Origin of the sequence: Devosia sp. UYZn731 (genome assembly GCF_040546795.1) — a bacterium.
GTDB lineage: Bacteria > Pseudomonadota > Alphaproteobacteria > Rhizobiales > Devosiaceae > Devosia.
The window spans coordinates 369477-391317 of the sequence record NZ_JBEPOL010000005.1; the positions used below are offsets into that span (position 1 = coordinate 369477).

18 protein-coding genes are annotated in these 21841 nt (G+C 60.9%); 11 read left to right on the forward strand and 7 right to left on the reverse strand.

What is annotated here, in order from left to right; translation table 11 throughout:
• Window positions 1-10 precede the first annotated feature (10 nt).
• Window positions 11-1159, reverse strand: a complete 1149-nt coding sequence (locus tag ABIB57_RS14610) for a polysaccharide biosynthesis/export family protein (protein ID WP_354041752.1) — start codon at window positions 1157-1159, stop codon at window positions 11-13.
• Between the two features lie 329 nt (window positions 1160-1488).
• Between ABIB57_RS14610 and ABIB57_RS14615 the strand changes: the two genes are divergently transcribed.
• Both ABIB57_RS14615 and ABIB57_RS14620 read left to right on the forward strand, forming a co-directional pair.
• Window positions 1489-3021 carry a GumC family protein gene (locus ABIB57_RS14615; RefSeq protein ID WP_354041753.1) on the forward strand — a complete coding sequence of 511 codons (1533 nt, stop codon included), beginning with the start codon at window positions 1489-1491 and terminating at the stop codon, window positions 3019-3021.
• 9 nt (window positions 3022-3030) lie between these two features.
• Window positions 3031-3810 carry a CpsD/CapB family tyrosine-protein kinase gene (locus ABIB57_RS14620; protein WP_354041754.1) on the forward strand — a complete coding sequence of 260 codons (780 nt, stop codon included), beginning with the start codon at window positions 3031-3033 and terminating at the stop codon, window positions 3808-3810.
• A gap of 4 nt (window positions 3811-3814) precedes the next feature.
• Here ABIB57_RS14620 and ABIB57_RS14625 read toward each other — a convergent pair whose 3' ends face one another.
• A complete protein-coding gene (locus tag ABIB57_RS14625) occupies window positions 3815-5164 on the reverse strand; it encodes an HlyD family type I secretion periplasmic adaptor subunit (RefSeq protein WP_354041756.1) in 1350 nt (449 codons plus the stop codon).
• Entirely contained in the window at window positions 5157-6800 is a 1644-nt protein-coding gene (locus ABIB57_RS14630; protein WP_354041757.1) for a type I secretion system permease/ATPase, read from the reverse strand. The genes ABIB57_RS14625 and ABIB57_RS14630 overlap by 8 nt, the downstream gene beginning before the upstream one ends.
• 443 nt (window positions 6801-7243) lie before the next feature.
• Between ABIB57_RS14630 and ABIB57_RS14635 the strand changes: the two genes are divergently transcribed.
• From ABIB57_RS14635 to ABIB57_RS14660, 6 genes are read left to right on the forward strand one after another with little or no spacing between them, the layout of a single operon-like run.
• Entirely contained in the window at window positions 7244-7741 is a 498-nt protein-coding gene (locus ABIB57_RS14635) for an acyltransferase (protein WP_354041758.1), read from the forward strand.
• A complete protein-coding gene (locus ABIB57_RS14640; protein WP_354041760.1) occupies window positions 7738-8775 on the forward strand; it encodes a Gfo/Idh/MocA family protein in 1038 nt (345 codons plus the stop codon). The genes ABIB57_RS14635 and ABIB57_RS14640 overlap by 4 nt, the downstream gene beginning before the upstream one ends.
• Window positions 8772-9875 (forward strand): DegT/DnrJ/EryC1/StrS family aminotransferase, encoded by a 1104-nt coding sequence (locus ABIB57_RS14645; protein WP_354041761.1) that lies wholly within the window; start codon window positions 8772-8774, stop codon window positions 9873-9875. The genes ABIB57_RS14640 and ABIB57_RS14645 overlap by 4 nt, the downstream gene beginning before the upstream one ends.
• Window positions 9865-10548: an acyltransferase gene (locus ABIB57_RS14650; RefSeq protein ID WP_354041762.1), complete on the forward strand. Its 684-nt coding sequence runs from the start codon at window positions 9865-9867 to the stop codon at window positions 10546-10548. Before ABIB57_RS14645 ends, ABIB57_RS14650 begins: the two co-directional genes overlap by 11 nt.
• Before the next feature lie 34 nt (window positions 10549-10582).
• Complete coding sequence (locus ABIB57_RS14655; protein WP_354041764.1) at window positions 10583-11557, forward strand: NAD-dependent epimerase/dehydratase family protein; 975 nt, start codon at window positions 10583-10585, stop codon at window positions 11555-11557.
• Complete coding sequence (locus ABIB57_RS14660; protein ID WP_354041765.1) at window positions 11554-12732, forward strand: DegT/DnrJ/EryC1/StrS family aminotransferase; 1179 nt, start codon at window positions 11554-11556, stop codon at window positions 12730-12732. The genes ABIB57_RS14655 and ABIB57_RS14660 overlap by 4 nt, the downstream gene beginning before the upstream one ends.
• A 76-nt stretch (window positions 12733-12808) precedes the next feature.
• Here ABIB57_RS14660 and ABIB57_RS14665 read toward each other — a convergent pair whose 3' ends face one another.
• Window positions 12809-14365, reverse strand: coding sequence for an O-antigen translocase (locus ABIB57_RS14665; protein WP_354041766.1), 1557 nt, complete (start codon window positions 14363-14365; stop codon window positions 12809-12811).
• Between the two features lie 428 nt (window positions 14366-14793).
• Between ABIB57_RS14665 and ABIB57_RS14670 the strand changes: the two genes are divergently transcribed.
• The 3 genes from ABIB57_RS14670 (at window position 14794) to ABIB57_RS14680 (ending at window position 19045) form a co-directional block, all read left to right on the forward strand.
• Entirely contained in the window at window positions 14794-16647 is a 1854-nt protein-coding gene (locus ABIB57_RS14670; RefSeq protein ID WP_354041768.1) for a M10 family metallopeptidase C-terminal domain-containing protein, read from the forward strand.
• A gap of 589 nt (window positions 16648-17236) precedes the next feature.
• Entirely contained in the window at window positions 17237-18037 is an 801-nt protein-coding gene (locus ABIB57_RS14675) for a helix-turn-helix transcriptional regulator (RefSeq protein ID WP_354041769.1), read from the forward strand.
• Window positions 18038-18352: 315 nt separating this feature from the next.
• A complete protein-coding gene (locus ABIB57_RS14680; protein WP_354041770.1) occupies window positions 18353-19045 on the forward strand; it encodes an AfsR/SARP family transcriptional regulator in 693 nt (230 codons plus the stop codon).
• An 8-nt stretch (window positions 19046-19053) separates the two neighbouring features.
• Here ABIB57_RS14680 and lhgD read toward each other — a convergent pair whose 3' ends face one another.
• The 3 genes from lhgD to ABIB57_RS14695 form a co-directional block, all read right to left on the reverse strand.
• Window positions 19054-20259, reverse strand: coding sequence for an L-2-hydroxyglutarate dehydrogenase (gene lhgD, locus ABIB57_RS14685; protein ID WP_354041772.1), 1206 nt, complete (start codon window positions 20257-20259; stop codon window positions 19054-19056).
• Between the two features lie 180 nt (window positions 20260-20439).
• A complete protein-coding gene (locus ABIB57_RS14690) occupies window positions 20440-20733 on the reverse strand; it encodes a hypothetical protein (protein ID WP_354041773.1) in 294 nt (97 codons plus the stop codon).
• Window positions 20734-20770: 37 nt separating this feature from the next.
• Window positions 20771-21727: a hypothetical protein gene (locus ABIB57_RS14695; protein ID WP_354041774.1), complete on the reverse strand. Its 957-nt coding sequence runs from the start codon at window positions 21725-21727 to the stop codon at window positions 20771-20773.
• Window positions 21728-21841: the final 114 nt, after the last annotated feature.

Sequence of the window (21841 nt, forward strand, 5' to 3'; positions counted from 1 at the left end):
CGTAAGTCGCTCAGCCCTGTGGGCTGATATCGGCGACGGGTACGGCGGGCAGGCCCATCTGCAATTTCACCCGCACTAGATCACCCGGTTGCAGAACACTGGCCTCGGTCGCATCCAGGATGGTGGCCTGGCCGTCCTTCTGACGCATGATGGAATACACCAGGCTGGTGGTCGTCGTGTGCGCCAGGATCGTGTTCTGGTCGGACTCGACTGACTGCCGCAGCATCCGCATTGTTGCAGTCTGGTTCCTGGCCAGTTTCTCTAGAGAAGCCTGTTCGTCCTGCAATTGGCTAGCGAGATCGGACTGCTGTTCGTCCTGTAGCTTGGCGAGATCACGCTCCGACTGGTTGAGATGTTCGCGCGCCGTCATGGTGGCGATGACATTGTCCAGACGCTGCGAGCGCAGGTCGGCAAGTGCGCGCTCCGCGTCGGTCATCCGCGACACCGTCGCCGAACCCGCCTCCACCAAACCCTTCATGACTTCGACTTGCTTCTCGGACTGGGTGATCTGCTCCTGGACCGCCGCTGCCTTCTGTTGCAACGCGTCGATCTCGGCATTGTAGAGCTCGGCAAGCTGCGTCAACCCGGTCTGCTGGCGGGCCAGCTCATTGGTGTGGGCCGTGAAGATCTGCTGTTCCTGCGCGATAATTTCGGCGGTCAGCGGATCTGTCTTGCTGAGCTCGGGAGGGAAGGCGATTTCGGTGCCGCGAGCATATTCGGTCTTAAGGCGGGCCAGCCTGGCAGACAGGCGAAGCATATCGCTGCCAAAGCTGTCGAGGTCTGCCTGCAGCTTGATCGTTTCGGAAAGGCCGGAAGTGCCATCTGCGCGCGGCTCGCCGCCGGCAAGCGCCAGGACCTGCAAGACGGTCATTCCTGGCTGGAACGTAAATTGTCCGGGCGCCGAAACATTGCCGACGACGTAGATCGGCGGATAGGCCAGGATTTGCACGGATGCATTGGGCGCATCGAGCAGCCCCAGCTTGGCCTGCAATCGATCGCCGATTTCCGTGCCCAATTGGTCTGCGCTCATGCCGGTCACGTCGATGGAGCCCAGGATCGGCACCGACAGCATACCATCGGGTCCCACATCCATGTCCCCACCGAGTGCGTCCCAGCGCTTATAGTCGCCGCTCACGGCGACAAATTGCACCACGGTCAATCTTAGTTTCGTCAGCGGGGCCAGTCCCACCGTGGCAGCCATCGCGGGTGAAGCGAACCAGACGGTGTTGAGAAGCGCCGCGCAGAGAAGCGCATGACGCGAGACATTTCTGATCTTGAGTACGCTTAACATTTCTCTGAACTGCCGGGTTTGGGAAAGATAATCGCCCTAGAGTACCGCGACCTTGCCCCTTCAAGAACCGCCTACAGCGGCTTAGCTCGACCGGCGTAGTGCGTGTCCTCCCTCACCCGTGTTGGCGATGGAGCACATCCTCGAATCCGCAATATGGTTTGAACTGTGAGAAGCTTCAGGGACTTGGGTGAACGATTGTGGACGCATTAGGCAAGATCGATTTTGGTTTCTATCTGTCCCTGTTCCGGCGCCGTCTGCCACTGTTCATGACCGTAGCGATCCTGGCGGGGGCGGGATTTATCGCGCTCGCCCTGCTCTGGCCGCCGTCCTACCAGGCCACCGCCAAAATCCTCGTGGAATCCCCGCAGATACCCGTTGATCTGGCCAAGTCCACCGTTCCCACCAGCGCCAGCGAACAGTTCCAGATCATTCAGCAAGACGTTTTGTCGCGCGACAATATCCTGGCTTTGGCCGACCAGTTCGCCGTCTATGCCGATGACGTCACGCTGTCGCGCACTGACAAGTTTGACGACATGAACCGCCGATTGAGCATTGTTCCGGCCGCGGTCTCGTCGGGCGACGGTCCCGGAGCGACGGTCTACAGCATCTCTTTCAAGGCCAGCCAACCCAAGCTGGCTGCAGATATTGTCAACGAACTCGTCACCATGATCCTCAACAAGGATGTGCGGCTGCGTACGGAGCGCGCGACCGACACGGTCACCTTCTTTACCGAGGAGACCAAGAGCCTCGACAGCCAGTTGCGGGCGCTGGACAGTCAGGTCCTCGCGTTCAAAAACGAGCACATCAACGCGTTGCCGGACAGCATTGACTTCCGTCGCAACCAGCAGGTCGCCCAGCAGGGGCGCTTGCTGCTGCTGTCTCAGGAAGAAGCCAGCCTCAGGAAGCGTCAGGCCGACCTCTACGAGCGCCCCCTCGGTGCTTCGAGCGTCGCCGCGAGCCCCGAAGAGCAGAACTTGCAATCCCTGCGTCAAACCTTGTCCCAGCAGCAGTCGCTATTCGCGGAGGACAGCCCGACCATCGAGGCTCTGCGGCGCCGGATTGCGACACTGGAAACCGCCATCGCCACGCCGGCCGCGACGGACGCCACGACGCCCTTGAGCTCGCGTGACGTCGAGCTGGCCGACATCAAGGATCGCCTCGGCGCCATTGCGGAAGAACGTGCCTCGATCCAGACAACCATTACCGATCTCGCCACCTCGATCGGGCAGACACCCGGCAATGAGACCGCGCTCAATTCCATGCAGCGCGATCATCAAAACCTGCAAGCGCAATACGATGCGGCCATCGGCCGGCTCGCCGAGGCGTCTACCGGCCAGCAGATAGAATTGCTGCTCAAAGGGGAACGCCTGTCGTTGATCGAAAGTGCCTTGCCGCCCCAGGAACGCCAGGGTCCCAAGCAGAAGCTGCTGCTTTTGGCCAGTGTCGTGGCAGCGCTGCTGTTGGCCCTCGCCGCAGTTTGCGCTCCTGAACTGACCAACCGCCGCATCCGCCGGCCTGCCGAACTGGTGAGCCGGTTGCAGATCGTGCCCTACATCACCGTACCGTTTGTGGAGCGAGACTCATGGCGCGGCAAGCGCCTGGCCATGGGGCTGGGCATGCTGATCGCCGTTCCCGCGCTTCTGTTGGCCATCCAGAGCTACGCGGCTCCGATCAGGGGCCTGATGGCTCTCGCACACGTCAGTCTATCCAGCAATATCTCCAAGCTTTAGGGCCCCATCATGATCGTCGTAACCGAGCCTTCCACCCGGGAAACCATCAACGTTCAGATCCAGCCGGTCGCCCCAAATCCTGCGATATGGTCAGCCATGCCGACGCTGCCGGTTGACCCGCGATTGATGGCCAAGGGCCGCATTGTGTCGTTTCAGCGGCGCCATCCGGCCGCGCTTGCCTTCGACATCATGCGGACCAAATTGCTCAAGGACGCCACCGATCAGCACTGGACCAGCCTGGGCATTACCTCGCCCACCGCCGGCAGCGGCAAGGCGACCGTCGCCGTCAACCTGGCCATCAGTCTGACCAAGCACGCCAAGATCCGCGTCGCCATCGTTGACCTCGACCTGCGCCGCCCGCGCGTCGCCGCGATCTTTGACCATAGCGGGCGCTACACCACGGCCCAGTTTCTGCAGGGCGAATGCCTCATCGATGACTTCTTCGTGCGGGTCGGCGACAATCTGGCAATCGGCGCCAGCCCCGACGCCAGCAGCTATCCGGCCGAACTGCTGCACGGCCAGAGCGCAGCCCACATGCTGGGGCGCGTGCGGGACGAACTCAAGGCCGACATGATCATCTACAACCTGCCCTCATTGCTCGAAAGCGACGATTGCCTGGGCATGCTGCCTCTGGTGGAAACCACCCTGCTGGTGATTGGCGCCGAATACGACACCGTCAGCAACATCGATGCGTGCGAGCGCGAGCTGCAGCAGCATACCAAGCTGCTGGGTGTGGTGCTCAACAAGTGCCGCTACAAGACCGAGCAGAACATCAACTTCCAGATTTGAGCGTTCAGTTCTCGCGGAACGCGTGGCTGAACCGCTGCTCTATCGGTCCCACGAGATAGGACCACACCGTCCGGTCGCCAGTGCGGAAAAAGCTTTCCGCCGGCATGCCAGGCACCAGCGACGCTCCCGCGGGCAATTTGCCAAGCTCACTATCGGCGATGTCCACGCGGACCGAAAAATACTGCGTGCCGGTCGCCACGTCCTGCACCAGGTCCGGGGAGATCGTCCTGACGCTGCCCACCAGGTCCAACGTGGTCTTGGCGTCGTAGTTCAAGAGCCGCACTTCAGCCGCTTGCCCTACGGACAGCTTGCTGATCTCCATGGGGCTGACGCGCATATCCACCAGCAGATGGTCCTCCTGCGGCACGATGTACATCAGCGTGTCGCCCGGGGCGACGACGCCCCCAACGGTTTGCACCACCGACTCGTGCACGGTCCCGGTCACGGGCGCGCGGATTTCGAGGCGCTTCAATCTGGCCTCCGCCGCAATCATGCGCTGCATCAGCTCCCCCACCGTCTGGGCCACCGTCTGCAATTGCGTCAACGCGTCCGAGCGGAAGTCGCTGACCACCTGGTCGCCCTGCATCTTGAGTTCGGAAATTGAGCTTTCCGTCCCCGTGATCGAGGCCTGGACACCAGCCGCCTGGCCGGCCAGTTCGGCCTCGTTGCGCTTCATTTCATTCAGGCGCTGGGCGGAAATCAGCTCCTGGCTGTGCAGGGTGGTGAGTTGCTTCAATTCATCACGCACGACAGCGAGCTGGTCATTGTAGGCGCTCAACTGCGCCGTGTAGCCGTCAATGAGCGAGTGCTTTTCTTCGACCAGTTGATTGATCCGCGCCACCTGGTTTTCCATCGACAGCTTGCGCGACTGGCGCAGACGCTGCTGCTGGCCCATCACCACCGACAGGTTTGGATCGGGGGGCCAGTCGGCGGCCACGGAGGGAACGTACATGGCCGTATCGCCGGTGCTTTCGGCGGTCAGCCGCGACTGCGTGCCCAGCCCCTCGCGCAATTGGGTCAGTATCACCTCGAGTTCGGCGCGCACCGACACATCATCAAGCGTCAGCAGCACCTGGCCGGCTTCGACATGCTGGTTGTTCTGCACCATGATCTGGCGCACGATGCCGCCCTCGGAATGCTGCACCTTGCGCGAGCCGCCCTCGGCAACCACCACGCCATTGGCAATCACCGCGCCCTCGACCTGGGTAGTGGCAGACCAGCCACCAAGTCCCACGAACAGCGCCAGTATGATGCTGACACCCAGCATGGCATGCCGGTTGAGACTGCTCACATTACGATCGATGCTTTTGGGCCGCAGGGCGAGACGGCTGTTGAGGTTTACCGCCTTACGCACTTTGTGTCCTGACGATCGTCTGAGGAATAGATATCTGGTGCAATACGGAATCCTTATTGCCGAAGGCAACTTGGTGCCCGTCGCGCATGAACAGGAGCTTGTTGATTGCGGCGATCGCACTGGGGCGATGGGCCACCACCACCACGATTGCACCGCGCTTGCGCGCATCGGTGATCGCCTCGGTCAGCGCCTGGTCGCCTTCCATGTCGAGATTGGAATTGGGTTCGTCCAGCACGATCAGGAAGGGGTCGCCATAGAGCGCGCGGGCCAGCCCGATACGTTGCCGCTGCCCCGACGAGAGGTCGGAGCCGTTGGTGCCGATGCGGGTTTCATAGCCATTGGGCAGCGTGATGATGAAGTCGTGCACCCGCGCGGCCCTGGCTGCCTTGAGGATCGCCTCGGTCTCGTGCCGCGGACTGAAGCGACCGATATTCTCGGCGATCGTGCCATCCAGCAATTCCACCGCCTGGGGCAAATAGCCGACGGCTCCGCCAAGCTCGACGGGGTCGAAATGGGAGATTTGCGAGCCATCGAGCCGCACGGCGCCGCGCAAGACCGGCCATACGCCCACCAACGCCCGAGCGATCGAGGATTTTCCCGAGCCGGAAAGGCCGATAATGCCCAGCCCGTCTCCTGCGACGAGCTCGAAGGAGACATCGAGCACGACCGGTCCGCGTCCCGGATCGACCCCTGTTGCCAGGTCCTCGACGCTCAGCCGGTCCGTCGGCAGCGGCAATTGGGTTGGACGCGCCGGCACTTCGGCAAATGCCATCACCTGGGCGAGCCGCGCGACCGCCTGCCGGGCATTGACGAAACCCCGCCACTGCATGACGACCTGCTCGATCGGCGCCAGAGCGCGCGAGGTCAGGATGGATGCGGCAATCATCAGGCCGCCCGTGGCCTGCCCTTGAATGACCAGATAGGCGCCCAGTGCCAGCACCGCCGATTGCAGCAGGTAGCGGACGCCCTTGGTAATCGAGCCATAAAATGCCGTCCTGTCGGCCGAACGCTGCTGCGTGCGGGCCAGGTTGTCGGCTGCCTGGCCCCAGCGGCGCGTGACGGCGCTCAGCATGCCCATGGCGATGATGGATTCGGCATTGGCCTCGGCATCGCTGGCAAGCGAAGCTCGTTCGCTCGCCGCCGCCGTGGTCGCCAGCGCCGGTCGGCGCGAATGCAATTCGTTGATGACGAGGAGCCCGCCGATCAAGATGCCACCACCCAGCGCAAAGGCGCCGAGCCAGGGATGCAGCATGAAAGCGAGCCCTATATAGAGTGGGACCCAGGGTACATCGAGCAGCGAGATCGCCCCCGGGCCGGCGATGAACAGTCGCACGATGTCCAAGTCATGGATCGGACTGGCGCGTCCACCATGGCTGCCGCGCAGCTTCAGCCGCACGGTTGCGGGAAATAGCACTTCGGCGAACCGGTCGTGGATCAGCCCGCCAAGCCGGCCGGCCATACGCGAACGAATCCACTCGATCATCGCGTACATGCAATAAAGCACCACGATCAGCCCCGTCAGGGCCACAAGGGTCGGTATCGAGCGGCTCGGCAGCACCCGATCGTAGACCTGCAGCATGAAGACCGAGCCAGTCAGCATGAGCAGGTTCGAGGTAACGCTGAGTGCAAAAAGCACGCCGATAGGAACGCGTACCAGGCGAAGCAGATCGCCTACCGGTCTGGCACCGGTTCCATGATGCATGGTATTCAAAGTTGGCCCCTTTAGCGCTGACGCCGCCGCGCCGGACAGGCGCCTTTAAATCCTAAAAGTTGTCTCAATTGAGGACAGTTGCCCCAGAATCGAATTTTCACAATTCGTGTCATTCTGGTGCATCCGCCAGTCGTTTTAACTCCATCAGATGGAACGTTCGATGGATGGAAATACATCGAAAGAGCTATACAGCCCCATGGCGACATAATTCTTGGAGAGTAACTTCCAGCCACGCCCCAAAAGGGAGGTAACGCCCTAGCTCGATTGGGAAATTGCCGTCGTCTTTAGTCCTGAATAGCTTTGCCCCACGGCGAAATCAGAGCGCTTCCGCATGGCGGGAGAGCGGGTTGCCACACTAGGGGAAGCCAATGCTGAATCGGGTCTCGATGGGCGAAGGGGTGGTGATTTACCAGCCTGACCTCGTCAATTTGTACGATTGCTCAATTGGCCCAGGCAGCCGGATCGGCGCTTTTGTCGAGGTTCAGAAGAACGTCTCGATCGGGCGGAACTGCAAGATTTCCAGCCACAGCTTCATCTGCGAAGGCGTCACCATCGAGGATGGCGTGTTCATCGGCCATGGCGTGATGTTCACCAACGACATCTATCCACGCGCAACCAATGACGATGGCGCGCTGCAGGGCAGCGACGACTGGTCGGTCGTGCCCACCATCGTGCGGGCCAATGCCTCCATCGGCAGCAATGCCACCATTCTTCCTGGCCTAACGATTGGCGAAGGCGCCCTCGTAGGTGCCGGCGCCGTGGTCACGCGCGACGTGCCGGCCGGGGCCGTGGTGGCGGGCGTTCCGGCCCGGGTACTCCCCTCCGCCAATTCCCTCCCCATGCAACATGAAAGGGCGCACCAATGATCGGCGTCGGCGTTATCGGCTACGGCTATTGGGGGCCAAATCTGGTCCGCAACTTCTCGGAGATCCCAAATGTCGATCTGCGCTGGGTCTGCGACCTGCAGACCGAGCGGCTGGCCCGGCTGCGCAGCCGCTACCCGGCCGTGCAGATCACCGAGGATTTCGAGGCGGTCCTGAACGACCCCAAGGTTCATGCGGTAGCGATCGCTACTCCCGTCTCGACCCATTTCAACCTCGCCATGCGCGCGTTGCGTGCCGGCAAGAGCGTGTTTGTGGAAAAGCCGATCACCTCGACGGCAGAACAGGCGGAGCGCCTGATCGAGGAGGCCGATCGCCGTGGGCTGATCGTGGCGGTCGATCACACTTTCATTCACACCGGCGCGGTCAAGAAGCTGCGCGACGTGATCCGCAAGGACCTCGGCGACGTCTATTATTACGACTCCGTCCGGGTCAATCTGGGCCTGTTTCAGCACGATGTCAGCGTGATGTGGGACCTGGCGGTGCACGACCTGTCGATCATGGATTTCGTGCTTACCGAGCGCCCGCGCGCAGTCTCGGCCATCGGCATGTCGCACGTGGCCGGCTCGCCCGAGAACATCGCCTATCTGAACCTGCATTTCGACTGCAAGCTCATCGCCCATGTGCACGTCAACTGGCTCGCTCCGGTCAAGATCCGGCGCACGCTGGTGGGTGGCAGCAACAAGATGGTCGTCTATGACGATCTCGAGCCCAGCGAAAAGATCAAGATCTACGATAGCGGCATCACGCTCGATCCGATGGCGCCGCAGGCCGGCGAGCGCAAGAACCAGATGCGCATCGGCTATCGCACCGGCGACATGTTCGCGCCCCAGCTCAACGTCACCGAGGCGCTGGGGTCCGAACTTGCCGAATTCATTGACTGCGTCGAGCAGGGCACCCAGCCCACCGCCAATGGCGCCGCCGGTTTGCGCGTCGTGCGCATTCTGGAAGCGGCCACTCGCTCGATGGCCCAGGGCGGCAACCTTGTTGAACTCGCTCAGGAGCGCGTCCTCGCATGATCCCGTTTCTCGATATCAAGGCCCAATATGCCACGATCCAGGCGGAGCTTGAGGCTGCCGCGCTCAAGGTGCTCCGGTCCGGCCGGTACGTGCTGGGCGAGGACGTCAAGGCGCTCGAAGAAGAGTTCGCCGCCTATTGCGGCACCAGCCACGCCATTGCGGTCAATACCGGCACCAGCGCGCTGCATCTGTCCCTGCTCGCCGCCGGCGTCGGACCCGGGGACGAGGTCATCACCACGCCCTTCACCTTCGTGGCGACCGCCGCCGCTATCAGCTACATCGGCGCAATCCCGGTCTTCGTCGATATCGACCCGGTGACCTTCAACATCGATCCCAACCAGATCGAGCGCGCCATCACGCCGCGCACTAAGGCCATCGTTCCAGTCCACCTCTACGGCCAGATGGCCGACATGGACCCGATCCTGCAGATTGCCGCCAAGCATGGCCTCGTGGTCATCGAGGATGCCTGCCAGGCCCATGGAGCGACCTATGGCGGCCAGCGCGCCGGCAGCCTGGGCGTTTCGGGCTGCTTCAGCTTTTATCCGGGCAAGAACCTGGGGGCATGCGGCGAGGGCGGCATCATTGTGACCAACGACGACAAGCAGGCCCAGCAGATGCGCATGCTGCGCGATTGGGGCCAGGATCGCCGCTACCATCACGTGACGCAGGGCTTCAATTACCGCATGGACGCCATTCAGGGCGCGATTCTGCGGGTCAAACTGCGCCAGCTTGAGACCTGGACCGAAGCGCGCCGCACCCGGGCACGGCTCTATACCAGCCTGCTGGTCAATGGGCCCGTTGAGGTTCCGCGCGAGGCGGCAGGTCGCCGCCATGTCTGGCATGTCTTTGCCGTGCGCACGCGCGATCGCGACCAGCTGCAAAAGTTCCTGCTGTCCGAGGGCGTCGAGACCGGCCTGCACTATCCCATCCCGGTGCACCTGCAACCCGCCTATGCCCATCTGGGTCATGGACAAGGCGATTTCCCCGCCGCGGAGGCCGCCGCCAACAATGTGCTCTCACTCCCGCTCTATCCAGAACTCAGCCTGCGAGACGTGGAGATTGTCGCAGAACTCGTGAAGCAGAATGCCTATGTCGATTGAATCGATCGAAACCAGCCGCCGGACCACCTCGATCCACGGGCGCCGCGCTGCAGCGGACGATCCGCAATTCGAGGACGGCCTGGCCGACTGGTTGGCCAGTACCTATGGGGCCGACACACTGGCCGACGTCTATGCGCGCTTTGCGGTTGGCGAGGGCAAGCTTGACGCCTTGATGCGCCGGGCGATCTGGAAGGCCAGCGCCAGATCCTGCGGCTCCGGCCTGCAGGTTGGCAGCCAGGCCAGTTTCCGCAACATCGAGACGTTCGAGATCGGCGCCAATGTGTTCATCGGCACCGGCACCTACATTCAGGGCCGGCACGATGGCACCTGCATCATTGGCAACCATGTGTGGATCGGTCCGCACGCCTATATGGACGCCCGCAACCTTATCCTCGGGGACTATGTGGGCTGGGGCCCCGGCGCCAAGGTGCTGGGTTCGCAGCATACCGGCATGCCCGTCAGCGAGCCTGTTATCACCACCGACCTTGAAATCAGGCCGGTACGCGTCGGCGCGGGTGCCGATATCGGCACCAATGCAACCATCCTGCCCGGGGTCAGCATCGGCGAGGGCGCCATCATCGGCGCCGGGGCCGTGGTGACCACCGATATTCCGGCCTATGCGATCGCGGCCGGGGTTCCCGCCCGCGTGCTGCGCTACCGCAAGGACGCCTAGGAACACCCTCCTCCTCCACGAAAGGACCCAAGTCATGCAAGGCAAGCGGATACTCATCACCGGTGGATCGGGCCTGATCGGCTCGCATATCGCCGACCTCGTGGCGGCCCAAGCACCTGCCGAGATCGTCATCTATGACAATTTCGTACGCGGCCGGCTGGAAAACATTGCCGCGGCCCAGGCCATTGCGCCCATCACCGTCGTCACCGGCGACATCCGCGATCGCGACCTGCTGGCAAAGAGCATGGTTGGCATCGATATCGTCTTCCACCAGGCGGCGATCCGGATCACCCAGTGCGCCGAGGACCCTCGCCTGGCCCATGACGTTTTGGCGACCGGCACCTTCAACGTGCTGGAGGCCGCCGTCGCCGCCAAGGTGAAAAAGCTCGTGGCCGCGTCTTCCGCCTCCGTACTGGGTGCGGCTGACGTGTTCCCCACCACCGAACAGCATCATCCTTACAACAATCGTACCATCTACGGCGCCGCCAAGACCTATAACGAGGCCCTGCTGCGCAGCTTCAACGAGATGTATGGCCTCGACTACGTGGCGCTGCGCTATTTCAATGTTTATGGCCCCCGCATGGACGTCTACGGCGCCTATACGGAGGTGTTGATCCGCTGGATGGAGCGCATCGCTGCGGGCCTGCCACCCATCATCATGGGCGACGGCACCCAGACCATGGACTTCGTGCACGTCCGCGATATCGCACGCGCCAACGTACTGGCCGCCACCTCGGATGCAACCGACGCCGTGTTCAATGTCGCCAGCGGCACCGAGACTAGTCTCAGCGACCTCGCGCGCATCCTGCTCGGCGTCATGGGGTCTTCGCTGACGCCGATCCACGAAGCCGCCCGCAAGGTCAATCCGGTTGCCCGGCGCCTGGCGTCGACAGAAAAGGCCGAGCGAGAGATTGGCTTCCGGTCACAGATTTCGATCGAGGAGGGCATGGCCGATCTCGTGTCCTGGTGGCGCGCTGAACGCATGCCGCAGCGGAGCGACGTCGCATGAGCCCGCGCCAGATTCCCGTCGCCAAACCCGTTCTCGACGAGCTTGAAGTGGAGGCTGCACGCCGGGTGATCCTTTCCGGCTGGGTCACGCAGGGCCCCGAAGTCGCCAAGTTCGAGCAGGAATTTGCCGCCTATGTGGGCGCGCCGTTTGCGTGCGCCGTCTCAAACTGCACGACGGCGCTGCATCTGGCGCTGATTGCTGCCGGCGTCGGGCAAGGCGATGAAGTCATCACCGTCAGCCACTCGTTCATCGCCACCGCCAATGCCATCCGCTATTGCGGGGCGACGCCGGTTTTCGTCGATATCGAGGCCCACGGCTTCAATATTGACCCCGACCAGATTGCCACCGCCATCACGGCGCGCACCAAGGCCATTATCGTCGTCCACCAGTTGGGCATGCCGTGTGATCTGGCCCGCATCGTGCCGCTTGCCCGTCAACACGGCATCACGCTGATCGAAGATGCGGCCTGTGCCATCGGCAGCGAAATCCTGTGGGATGGCAATTGGGAGCGCATCGGCGCCCCGCATGCCGACATCGCCTGCTTCTCCTTCCATCCGCGCAAGGTCGTCACCACCGGCGACGGCGGGATGCTGACCACCGCGAACCCCGACTACGACCGCAAGTTCCGCCTACTGCGCCAACACGGTATGACGGTGCCAGACACGGTGCGGCATGGCTCACGCCAGGTGATTTTCGAAAGCTATGACGAGGTCGGCTACAACTACCGCATGACCGATCTGCAGGCCGCCATCGGCCGCGTCCAGCTTGCCCGCCTGCCGGACATCATCGCAGCCCGGCGCAAGCTTGGCGCGCTTTACTCCTCCCTTTTGTCGCGCATCGACGGCTTGCGTCCACCAACGGAGCCGAACTGGGCCCGCAGCAATTGGCAAAGCTATTGCGTGACTTTACCAGCCGGCGTAGACCAGGAAAATGTCATGCAGGTCCTGCTCGATCGGGGCATTTCGACCCGCCGCGGGGTGATGAATTCCCATATCGAGCCGGCCTATGCCGAGCCTGGAATGTATCGTGCCGGAGGTTCCCTGGCGCGTTCGGAAACGGCCCAACATAGGTCGATCATGCTCCCGTTGTTCGTTCAGATGAGCGAAGACGATGTGCAGTATGTGGCCAGCGAGTTGGATCAGGCGCTAGTACGCGTTCCTGAACACGCCCTCTAGGCGAAGCGATATCGTGTTTTATCAGGTCCACATCCGCAGAGGTGTGGACCTGATTTTTGCTTACACAGATGCCGCGCTAGGCGCGGTCTGCCGCTGGCGCCGCCATTTGTGGCTCATGCCGCAACACAAAGTAGACCAGCGGCTGTAGCCTCTGGGGCACCCATTGCTGCGGGACCAGCCGCACAAGCTGGGCCAGCGAAAACCAGCTGCCGATGGCTGTGCCGACCAACGCCACGACGAGCCCCGACCAGAATGGAAGCAGCTCGACGGCGATCAGCACCAAGCCTGTAAGACCCACGAACATGGCGATAAGCAGCAGGTTCTCATGCGTCCAGCGAAAGTCGCTTATCCGGCGCACCAGATAATAGATCAGCACACCATGCCAGACATAGAGCCCGACAAAGGCGATGCCGGCACCTGCCAGCCCAACGACGCGCAGCAAGACCCAGACCAGTCCAAGCTGTACCACGGTGGCAGCGAGTTCGGTCCAGAAGAACATCTTCTGATTGCCCTTGGCCAATATGATAAACCCCATTGGCCAGGCGATCACGCGTAGCAACATACCCAAGCAAAACCAGCGCAGCACTGGCACTGCATCGGCAAACTGGGTGGAATAGAACACGGCCATCACCAGCGGCGACAGCGCCAGCGTGGCCAGCAGGCCCGGACCAGCCAGCAGGATACTGATGCGCGACTGTTCGTTGACCATGTTTGTGCATGCCACATTATCGTCCGCCACAGCCGACAGGCGCGGATAGAAGTCGGCACCCATGGCCTGCAGGATGAAGCCCACATAAATGCCGCCCAGCGCCCAGGCCGCCTGATAATTGCCGGCGGCCTCGACGCCGTTTTGCTGAACGATGAAGATGCGGATCAAGAATGCAGAGAGCGCCGCGAGAAGCCCGCTGGCCATGAAGGCGAAGCCCAGTTGCAGCAGCAGCCGGGTTTCGGCGGTAAAGTCCGACCATGATAGCCTGGTCCTGGTCACCACGATTTTGCGGCTATACCACTGGGCGGCCAGCCAGGAGGTCAGTGCCACGGCGATGATCGAGGGTACGATGCCAGCCTCGCCAAAGAAATACACTAATGGAATGGCTGCGGCGGTATTGAGCACGGCGCCCACCACCGCGACCCGCGCCATGTCACCAATGCGCCGATGGCCCTGGATCAATGCGGCCGGCGCCCCGGCCACGATGCGCAACAGCACCGCTAGGCCCAGCAACACTATACCCCATAGATGCGCCTCGCTGCCGAACGACAATTGGGATATTGGCCCGGCCAAGACCACCAATAGCAGCGCGCCCAGCGCACCCAGCACCCATGAGGTCAGGGTCAGCACGCGCGCAATCCGCGCCACCTTGGTCAGGTCGCCGCTTGAGACAGACACCGCGACCTGCCTGACCCCGCTGGATTGTACGCCCAATCCGACCAGGCTGACCGCAAGGTCGGCAATGACATTGAAAATCCCGAACAGCGCAATGCCGCCGGGCCCGAGATACACCGCCAGCACTTTGAGCCGGATGACCGACATGGCGATATTGACGATCGAGGAGGCGCCGATCAGCGACGTCGATTTGATGATGTCTCCATATCGCGAGTCGGAGGTCGTCGACCCAATTGTGTCCTTCGCCACCATAATGCTCTCAGGTTTTTTGCTTGCCACCAGCATCGCAAACCGCAAAACGCCCCACAATCAGCGAAAATATAAGCTGAGAACAATAACATAGGCCGAACGGTGTATATTCGAATCCGTCAGTAATCCTTTTGATGTATCTGGCGCGCTTAAGTGGGGGACCACCGTAAACGTGTTGCGTATTGAACACGCTTTTGGCCTTCTCTCCCAGATTCGTACCTTAAATGGATATTAACCATAATCGACGAAAACGAATCGACCGAATTTTTATTTTGATTCTTCAATTGCTTGCCACGACTTCGCTTTCTGACTCCCGGAAGTGGGGCCAAAATGGGGCATTTCGGCCGGTCTTTACTCTCTCTTGGCCTCTCGACAGCCCAATTTGGCCTTCAAACACGGCCTCGTGATAACAACCAAAGGAATATCAGATGGCAGTATGGCCAGATGCAACCACGACAGGCGTCCCTGACGGCGTGACGCTTCTCCCCTCGGGAGACATCATCGTGACCAAGGCGGGCACCGTGATCTCGGGGCTCAACATCACCGGTAGTGTCTATATTGATGCCGACAACGTCACCTTGCAGAACTGCAAGATCACTTCGGGCAGCTTCGCGGTGGTGCAGATCAGGAATGGCAGCGACGGAGTCATTGTCCAGAACTGCGATATTAACGGGCTCAATGCCGGTGGTCAGGGCATTTCCGGCTATGGCAAGTTTATCGGCAACGACATCTCTGGCGTGGCAGACGGTATCAGCGTCACCGGCGACCATGTCCTCATCCAGGACAACTATATTCACAACCTGGGGGGTACATCTGAATCCCACTATGACGGTATCCAGGTGGACGGAGGTATCTCCGACCTCAGGATCGAGCATAACACGGTCATCAACGACCACGGACAAACGGCCGCAGTGATGATCGACAACTATTTCGGTCCAATCAACAACGTCGTGGTAACGGACAACCTTTTGGTTGGCGGCGGTTATACTATCTACACGGACAATCAATTCGATGGCGGTTCCATGACCGGCATACAAATCACCAACAATCATATTGGCAAGGGCCAGTGGGGCGAAACCTACTTCGCTACCACCAATCCCGCATTTACCGGCAACATCAGCGACGGCGCCGCGTTGGAAGCACAACTAGGCCATCAGGCGTCTTCCCCCACAACGCCACCGGTGACCGTGCCGCCCGTGACCACCCCGCCCGTAACCACGCCAACCGGTGCGGCCACCGAGGGTGCGGACGCGCTCAGGGGAACCAGCGGCAACGACACGATCAACGGCAAGGGTGGCAACGACACCATCAATGGCATGGCTGGCCATGACATCATCAATGGTGGCGCCGGCTATGACGTGATGACCGGAAACACGGGTAATGACACATTTGTATTCGGCAATGCCGCCGAGATCGGCAGCCGCGCCGGCGCGCGCGACGTCATCACCGACTTTACCCAGGGCCAGGACAAGATCGACCTGTCGGCGATCGATGCCAACAGCAAGCTCACCGGCAACCAGGACTTCACCTTCATCGCCGGCAACGATGCCAGCTTTACCAAGACCCCTGGCGAACTGGCCTGGCACACCGAAGCCGCCACCGGACGAACTGTCATCCAGGGCGATATCAATGGCGACGGAGTCCATGATTTCGAGATTGAACTGAAAGGCCTGCTCAACCTCAAGGCCAGCGACTTCATCGGCGTTGGAGCAACGCCCAGCAAACCGACGCTGCCAGATGGGGGCTCGACGACACCCCCTCCCACGACAACGCCTTCCACGCCAGACGCCGGCTTGATCAAGCTCACCGGCACATCGGGCGTAGACCGGCTGTCGGGCGATGCCCGTGACAACTATATTGACGGCAAGGCAGGCAACGATGTGCTCAATGGCAATGCCGGGCACGACACTCTCTACGGTGGGGCCGGGCGCGATGTCATGACCGGCGGTACCGGCAATGACACCTTTTTGTTCAAGGCCGTCTCGGACATGGGCACCAATGCCAGTTCCCGGGATGTGATCAATGACTTCGTAAAGGGACAGGACAAGATTGATCTGTCTGGTATCGACGCCATTGCCAAGCTCACTGGCGATCAAGCCTTCAGCTTCCTTGCTCAGGACAACCAGCTGTTCACCCACAAGGCGGGTGAAGTTGCATGGCACATCGATGCAGCCCACAATCAGACGGTCATCCAGGGTGATATGAACGGTGACGGCGTCCATGACTTCGAGATCCAGCTCACCGGGCAAATCCACCTCGGCAGCGGCGACTTTATTCTCTAGTCGCCCCTTCCATTGAGCGGGGGGCTAGCGAGCCCTCCGCCTCTGCCTAACCTCGAACATGCCGGCGACACCGTAACTATCCCCACCCGCTTCCTTAGTGGTTAGTCCTGATCAATCGCCGGCCGTCATCAATTTGACGTATACTGACTCGGACAGTCAAACCCGAGTATCGAGCCCGAAGCCACGATGCAATTCCGCGTGATCGAACCGCTTTAACCAAATATTCACAAATCTGTTGGCGCCGCTCACCCACCGCCTTTGGCCCTTCAGCGCACAGACTCCATTGAAGCGCATCGATCGCCCGTACCGACGCTGGCCAGCCGAAGCGGACAATTGCTCATCGCCGCTCGTCACTAAAGTCCCGCCCCACCGAGAAATAATGATGATTTACCGGGCGGCGCCGCTCACCGCATCGTCCGTTCGGACTAGCCAGCAAGGCCCGCCGATGCAGGCAGTCCCCAATACCCAAAAACCCTAAATCGGCCTAATTCGTCCGAGTGGAGAGTCACGGGCGAGTCACGCAAGCTATGTTCCATTAAAGTGCGGTAGAAATACTTAAGGTAAAGAGCCTTATCATACGGGGTCGTAAATGTCTGAAGTAACCAGCCTTAGTACCGAACAGGGAATCTACGCAATTTGGCACACTACTCCTTCCCAGGATGCCGAGGGCCGCGACGGCATTCTCATACTCGCCGATACCGGCGTGACCTTCCAAAGCCTGCTCAAATCTGCTCAGCAGTGCTTCCCACAAGTTGGGATTACGCTTTCAAGTCAGCTGCCAGATGATGATGAGGAAGGCTTCCTTCCGCGCCTTATCCTGTTGGACGCCTTCGCTTTTCGCAACGTTGCCAATGTTATCGCGCAATGCCGCGAGCGCTATCCGAATACGCCGCTAGCCTTGATGGTGGAGAGCGGCTGGAACGAGGATCCGGCCTTGCGGGCGGTGGTCGCCGAGCGCGCTATCCAGGGCCTCGTGCCTTTTAACCTGCAGATCAATGTCTGGCTTGCCACTATTTGGCTGCTGCTCAATGGCGGCGAATACTTCCCCAGCGCCGCAAGTCCAAGATCTGCGGCTCGCGGGTTCCTGACACGTCGTAGTCAACACACCGGCAGCGACGGCCAACCCGAAGCCGATGGCGCCGGGGTGTTGTCCAGCCGCGAAGCGGAAGTGCTCGAGTTGATGTCCGATGGCCTGCAGAACAAGATCATCGCGGTCAAGATGGAGCTGTCTGAGCACACGGTTAAGGTGCATGTGCACAATATCATCCGCAAGCTCAAGGTTCACAACAGAACCCAGGCCGCCGCCGTGTTCAGGTCTTTCGACCGCCGCCCCAGCTACGCGCCCGGGCAATCGAGCACCAGCATGCCAGTAACAATTCGAGGCGTTTAGTCGGTTAATAAATATATCCGAGACCAATCGCTACCGCCCGCAGGCACTATAAAGTTGATAGAGCAAAACTGCTTTAGCTGCATTACGGCGGTCCGGAAGAGTTGATCACGGATTCAGTTGATTTCGTTCGCTTTTGGCGGCGATTTTCATTAAATTCCGATTGTGAACTAAGTTGCAGCGTGGCCCTCGCCAATCGGCGCGCGAGCCACGGTGTTGGCTCACGTTCGAGAGTGCGTTGTACAGATTGTCACCTTGATGATTAAGAGCAGTACACCTACGGCATCTATACTGAGCTTTGGAGATTGCCACGTATCGGTGGGCGGACGTTTGGTCAATCCGCCGATCAACTTCCTGCGCTTTCTGGTTTATGTACTGCTCGAAGGGCGTGGCAAGCCAGTCTTGCGTCGGCGCGTCGGGGATCTGATCTGGTCGGATGGCGGCTCGGAGCAGGCCAGCGCCGATATAAGGCAATCGCTTGTCCGCGTTCGCCGCTTTCAGGACGACAATGACCTGCATCTGTTGGCGACCGATCCCAACATGGCCTGGCTCACGCTAAATGAGCATATCTATTTCGATCTTGCTGAGTTCGTCGAACTTGTCGCCAACCCAACGCCCAGGGCCTGGGTGCAGATGTGCGAAATCTACAATGGTGAGCTGCTGGGGTCGCTGCGCGCGGCGGGCGAAGGCTTTGAGGAGTGGCTGTCCTACAAGCGGTCGGCGCTGCGTTACGATTTCGTGAGCGCCATTTCGCGGGCCGTGCTGCCGGACAGCCCGCTAACGGCTCACCACCGCCTGTTTTGCGCCCAGCGGCTGCTGCAAGTGGATCCCTATCATGAAGGCGCCCATCGGGCCCTGATGTATGACGCGGCCGCCAACGGGCAGTTTTCCTCTTTGCGGCAGCTCTATGAGGAATGCACCCGCCGCTTGCGCAATGAGCTGGGCGTCGGTCCCGACGAGGAGACCGTGCGCCTCTATCAGCGCCTGATCACCCGAGCGCCCGCAAACTAGCCACTGCCTTAAGCGGGCGCATGTTCAGGGGACAAAACTCTTTTGGCAATGCGCTCGCCGATTGGCAGCGCCGAGGTGGCCGCTGGCGAAGGCGCATTGCAGACATGCAGCATGCGACCGGCCTCGATGAACAAGAAGTCCTGCACCATCGTCCCGTCCCGCTTGACGGCCTGCGCGCGGATACCGGCGGGCATTGGGGTCAGGTCCTCGATCTCCAGTCCCGGACAATACTTCCGGCACGCCGCCAGGTATCGCCGGCGCAACAGGCTATTGGCCATCTCTTCGAGACCGGACCCAAGATTGTTACCCAATGTGCGCCAGAAGCCCGGGAAACGGGCCATTTCGGCCATGTCGCCAAGCGAAAACTGTCCCTTGACATAGCCCTCCCGCGCCAGTCCAAGCACGGCATTGGGCCCGACGCTGATTCCCCCGTCGATTATCGGCGTCAGGTGAATGCCCAGGAAAGGCAGGCCGGGGTCAGGCACCGGGTAAATCATCGCCCGTACCAGATTATCGCGCCGCGGCGCGAGCCGATAGTATTCGCCCCGGAACGGCACGATGGCGAAATCGATGTCGAGCCCCGCCAGCCGCGCTACGCGGTCCGATTGCAGCCCCGCACACGCCACCAATTGCCCCGCTTGCACCGAGCCGTCCGACGTATCGATAGTGACGCCGCCGGCCTCCTCGCGTATGCTCGTAGGCGCGACGCCAAAGCGGATTTCTGCTCCTGCTTGCCTGATGTCTTGCGCCAGCGCCTCCAGCACCTGTTTGTAGTCGACGATTGCGGCGCTGGGCACCAATAGGCCGCGCAGGCCCACTATATCTGGTTCATGCTTGGCAATGTCGGCTGGCGACAGGGCCTCCGCGGCAATCCCGTTGATGGAGGCTCGCGCTTCGAGCTTGGCCAATCGCTCGACCTCGAGCGGCGAGGTGGCGACGATCAGTTTGCCGCGTTCCTCAAACGCAATGCCGTGGCTGCGGCAGTACTGCTTGGTGCGCAGCATGCCTTCGGCACAGAGCAAAGCCTTCAGGCTGCCCGGCGCATAATAGATGCCCGAATGGATCACGCCCGAATTGCGCCCGGTCTGATGCAAGCCAAGCGCGGCCTCTTTTTCCAACACCACAAGGCTCGCCCCCGGCCGCGCGCGCAACAGCGCCCGCGCCGTCGCCAGCCCCACAATCCCCCCGCCAATGATGCAAAATTCGTAGCGCAAGTCGGCTTCCCCTATGCCTGACAATGCAGCGTAACCACGTCGGTGACCAGTGCCCCTACATCCCCAAATCGGCGTAGCCCGAACGGCGGCACCGCGGCAAGCCTACTGCACTTGAAGTGCGAAAGCGCCTATCGGATCCAAGTGCTGAAATGTGGTGAGACCCCTTCGTTGGCATCCCGTTTAAAGCTCCTTAACGTGAAAGCGGCTTTCCATTGAATTCCTGCAACTGACGGGAAACAACAGCATTCGAATTTGTAAATTCTGTCGCGAGAACTGAAGCGGAGGCCTTTTCGGGGCGGAATGACCGCAGTTCATAAAGCCGAGCCTAGGCGGGTACAGCTGGAACAGGTCCGAGGTGAGCAACTGTTCGATGGTGAAGTTTTCAATATCATCGAAGTCAACCGCGCGCTCCACAACCTCGGGCATGGTCCGGTTTTGGCCCAATACAAGGTTTTGATAGCGGTTGAGCATCATGACTTCACCCTTGCGCATACCGCGCAAGCAGAGTGGATCAGGCGAGGTGATGACAAAAATAACCCGCGGCAATGCCGCTCGGAGACCCGCTATGATCCGCAGTTTCCAACGTGGATGTAGGTGAGCCTCGATCTCGTCGATAAGCACTATCGCGTCGCTCAGTCGCGCGGCTCGCCTCTGCGCGGTAGCTTCCACCGCCCTCGTCGATCGACACGACTGGCGCGTTTTCCATGAGCCCCTGAAAGATGTCGCAGACGAGCGCTAGCACTGCTCGGTATCCCGATGAGGCCGCATCTAGCCGTTGTCGTAGAAGATAGGTCGAGCCATCCGGACGCGTCTTGCGGATGTTGATGTAGCAGCGCCTCTTCCTGCCCTCGCGTGCGACCTCGATATTTTGGAATTCACCATCGATTTGTATGATGTGCCGCAGCGCGCTCATCACCTCGTTGAGATTTTCGGGCCTGCCTTTCTCGAGTTCGATCAGCCAGGGTGCCGGATTGGAAAGCTGCTGGTCGTTCTCGAACAGCGTGTCTATATGGCGGAGGTCTCCCGACCGCCGCCGTTTCCCAAATAGCCTATGTGCGCCATAGGCGAAGACGAGCGGTCGGGTGGCGGTACCGTCCGGCCTCAGGCCCTCGTCTGATATCGAGAGACCGAGTTGGATCTCGCCAAAGGGCAGAACGACGCTGCTCGCGTCGGGTGCAGGGCTTCCCACTCCTACCATGTAGACGGGATTGAGTCTGAGCTTTCCGGCTTCGGGGACGAGGCTTTGGCGCAACTCATCGGACGTCGCCGTCAAGGCCATCGCTTCCAGTATGCTGCTTTTGCCCGTAGCGTTCTCACCGAGGATCAGAAGACATGGCGCTCTCGTGAGGTCGGTGTATTCGCTCGTCGTCGCCGGGGCCATTCCTTCCGGCATCTTGAAATCGATGAACTCCAGGGACTTGAAGTTTCGGATTTCAACTCTCGTGAGCGCAGCGCCCCTTTTGCTCAAACAGTTTCATCGGTGCTTCAGCCTGCAATCCGTCGTCTTCTGTCTGTAGCCGCTGACGCGCCTCATCCAGTTCGCGGCTAAAGCCGGCACGAGCGAAGAGTTCACGCCAGGTGC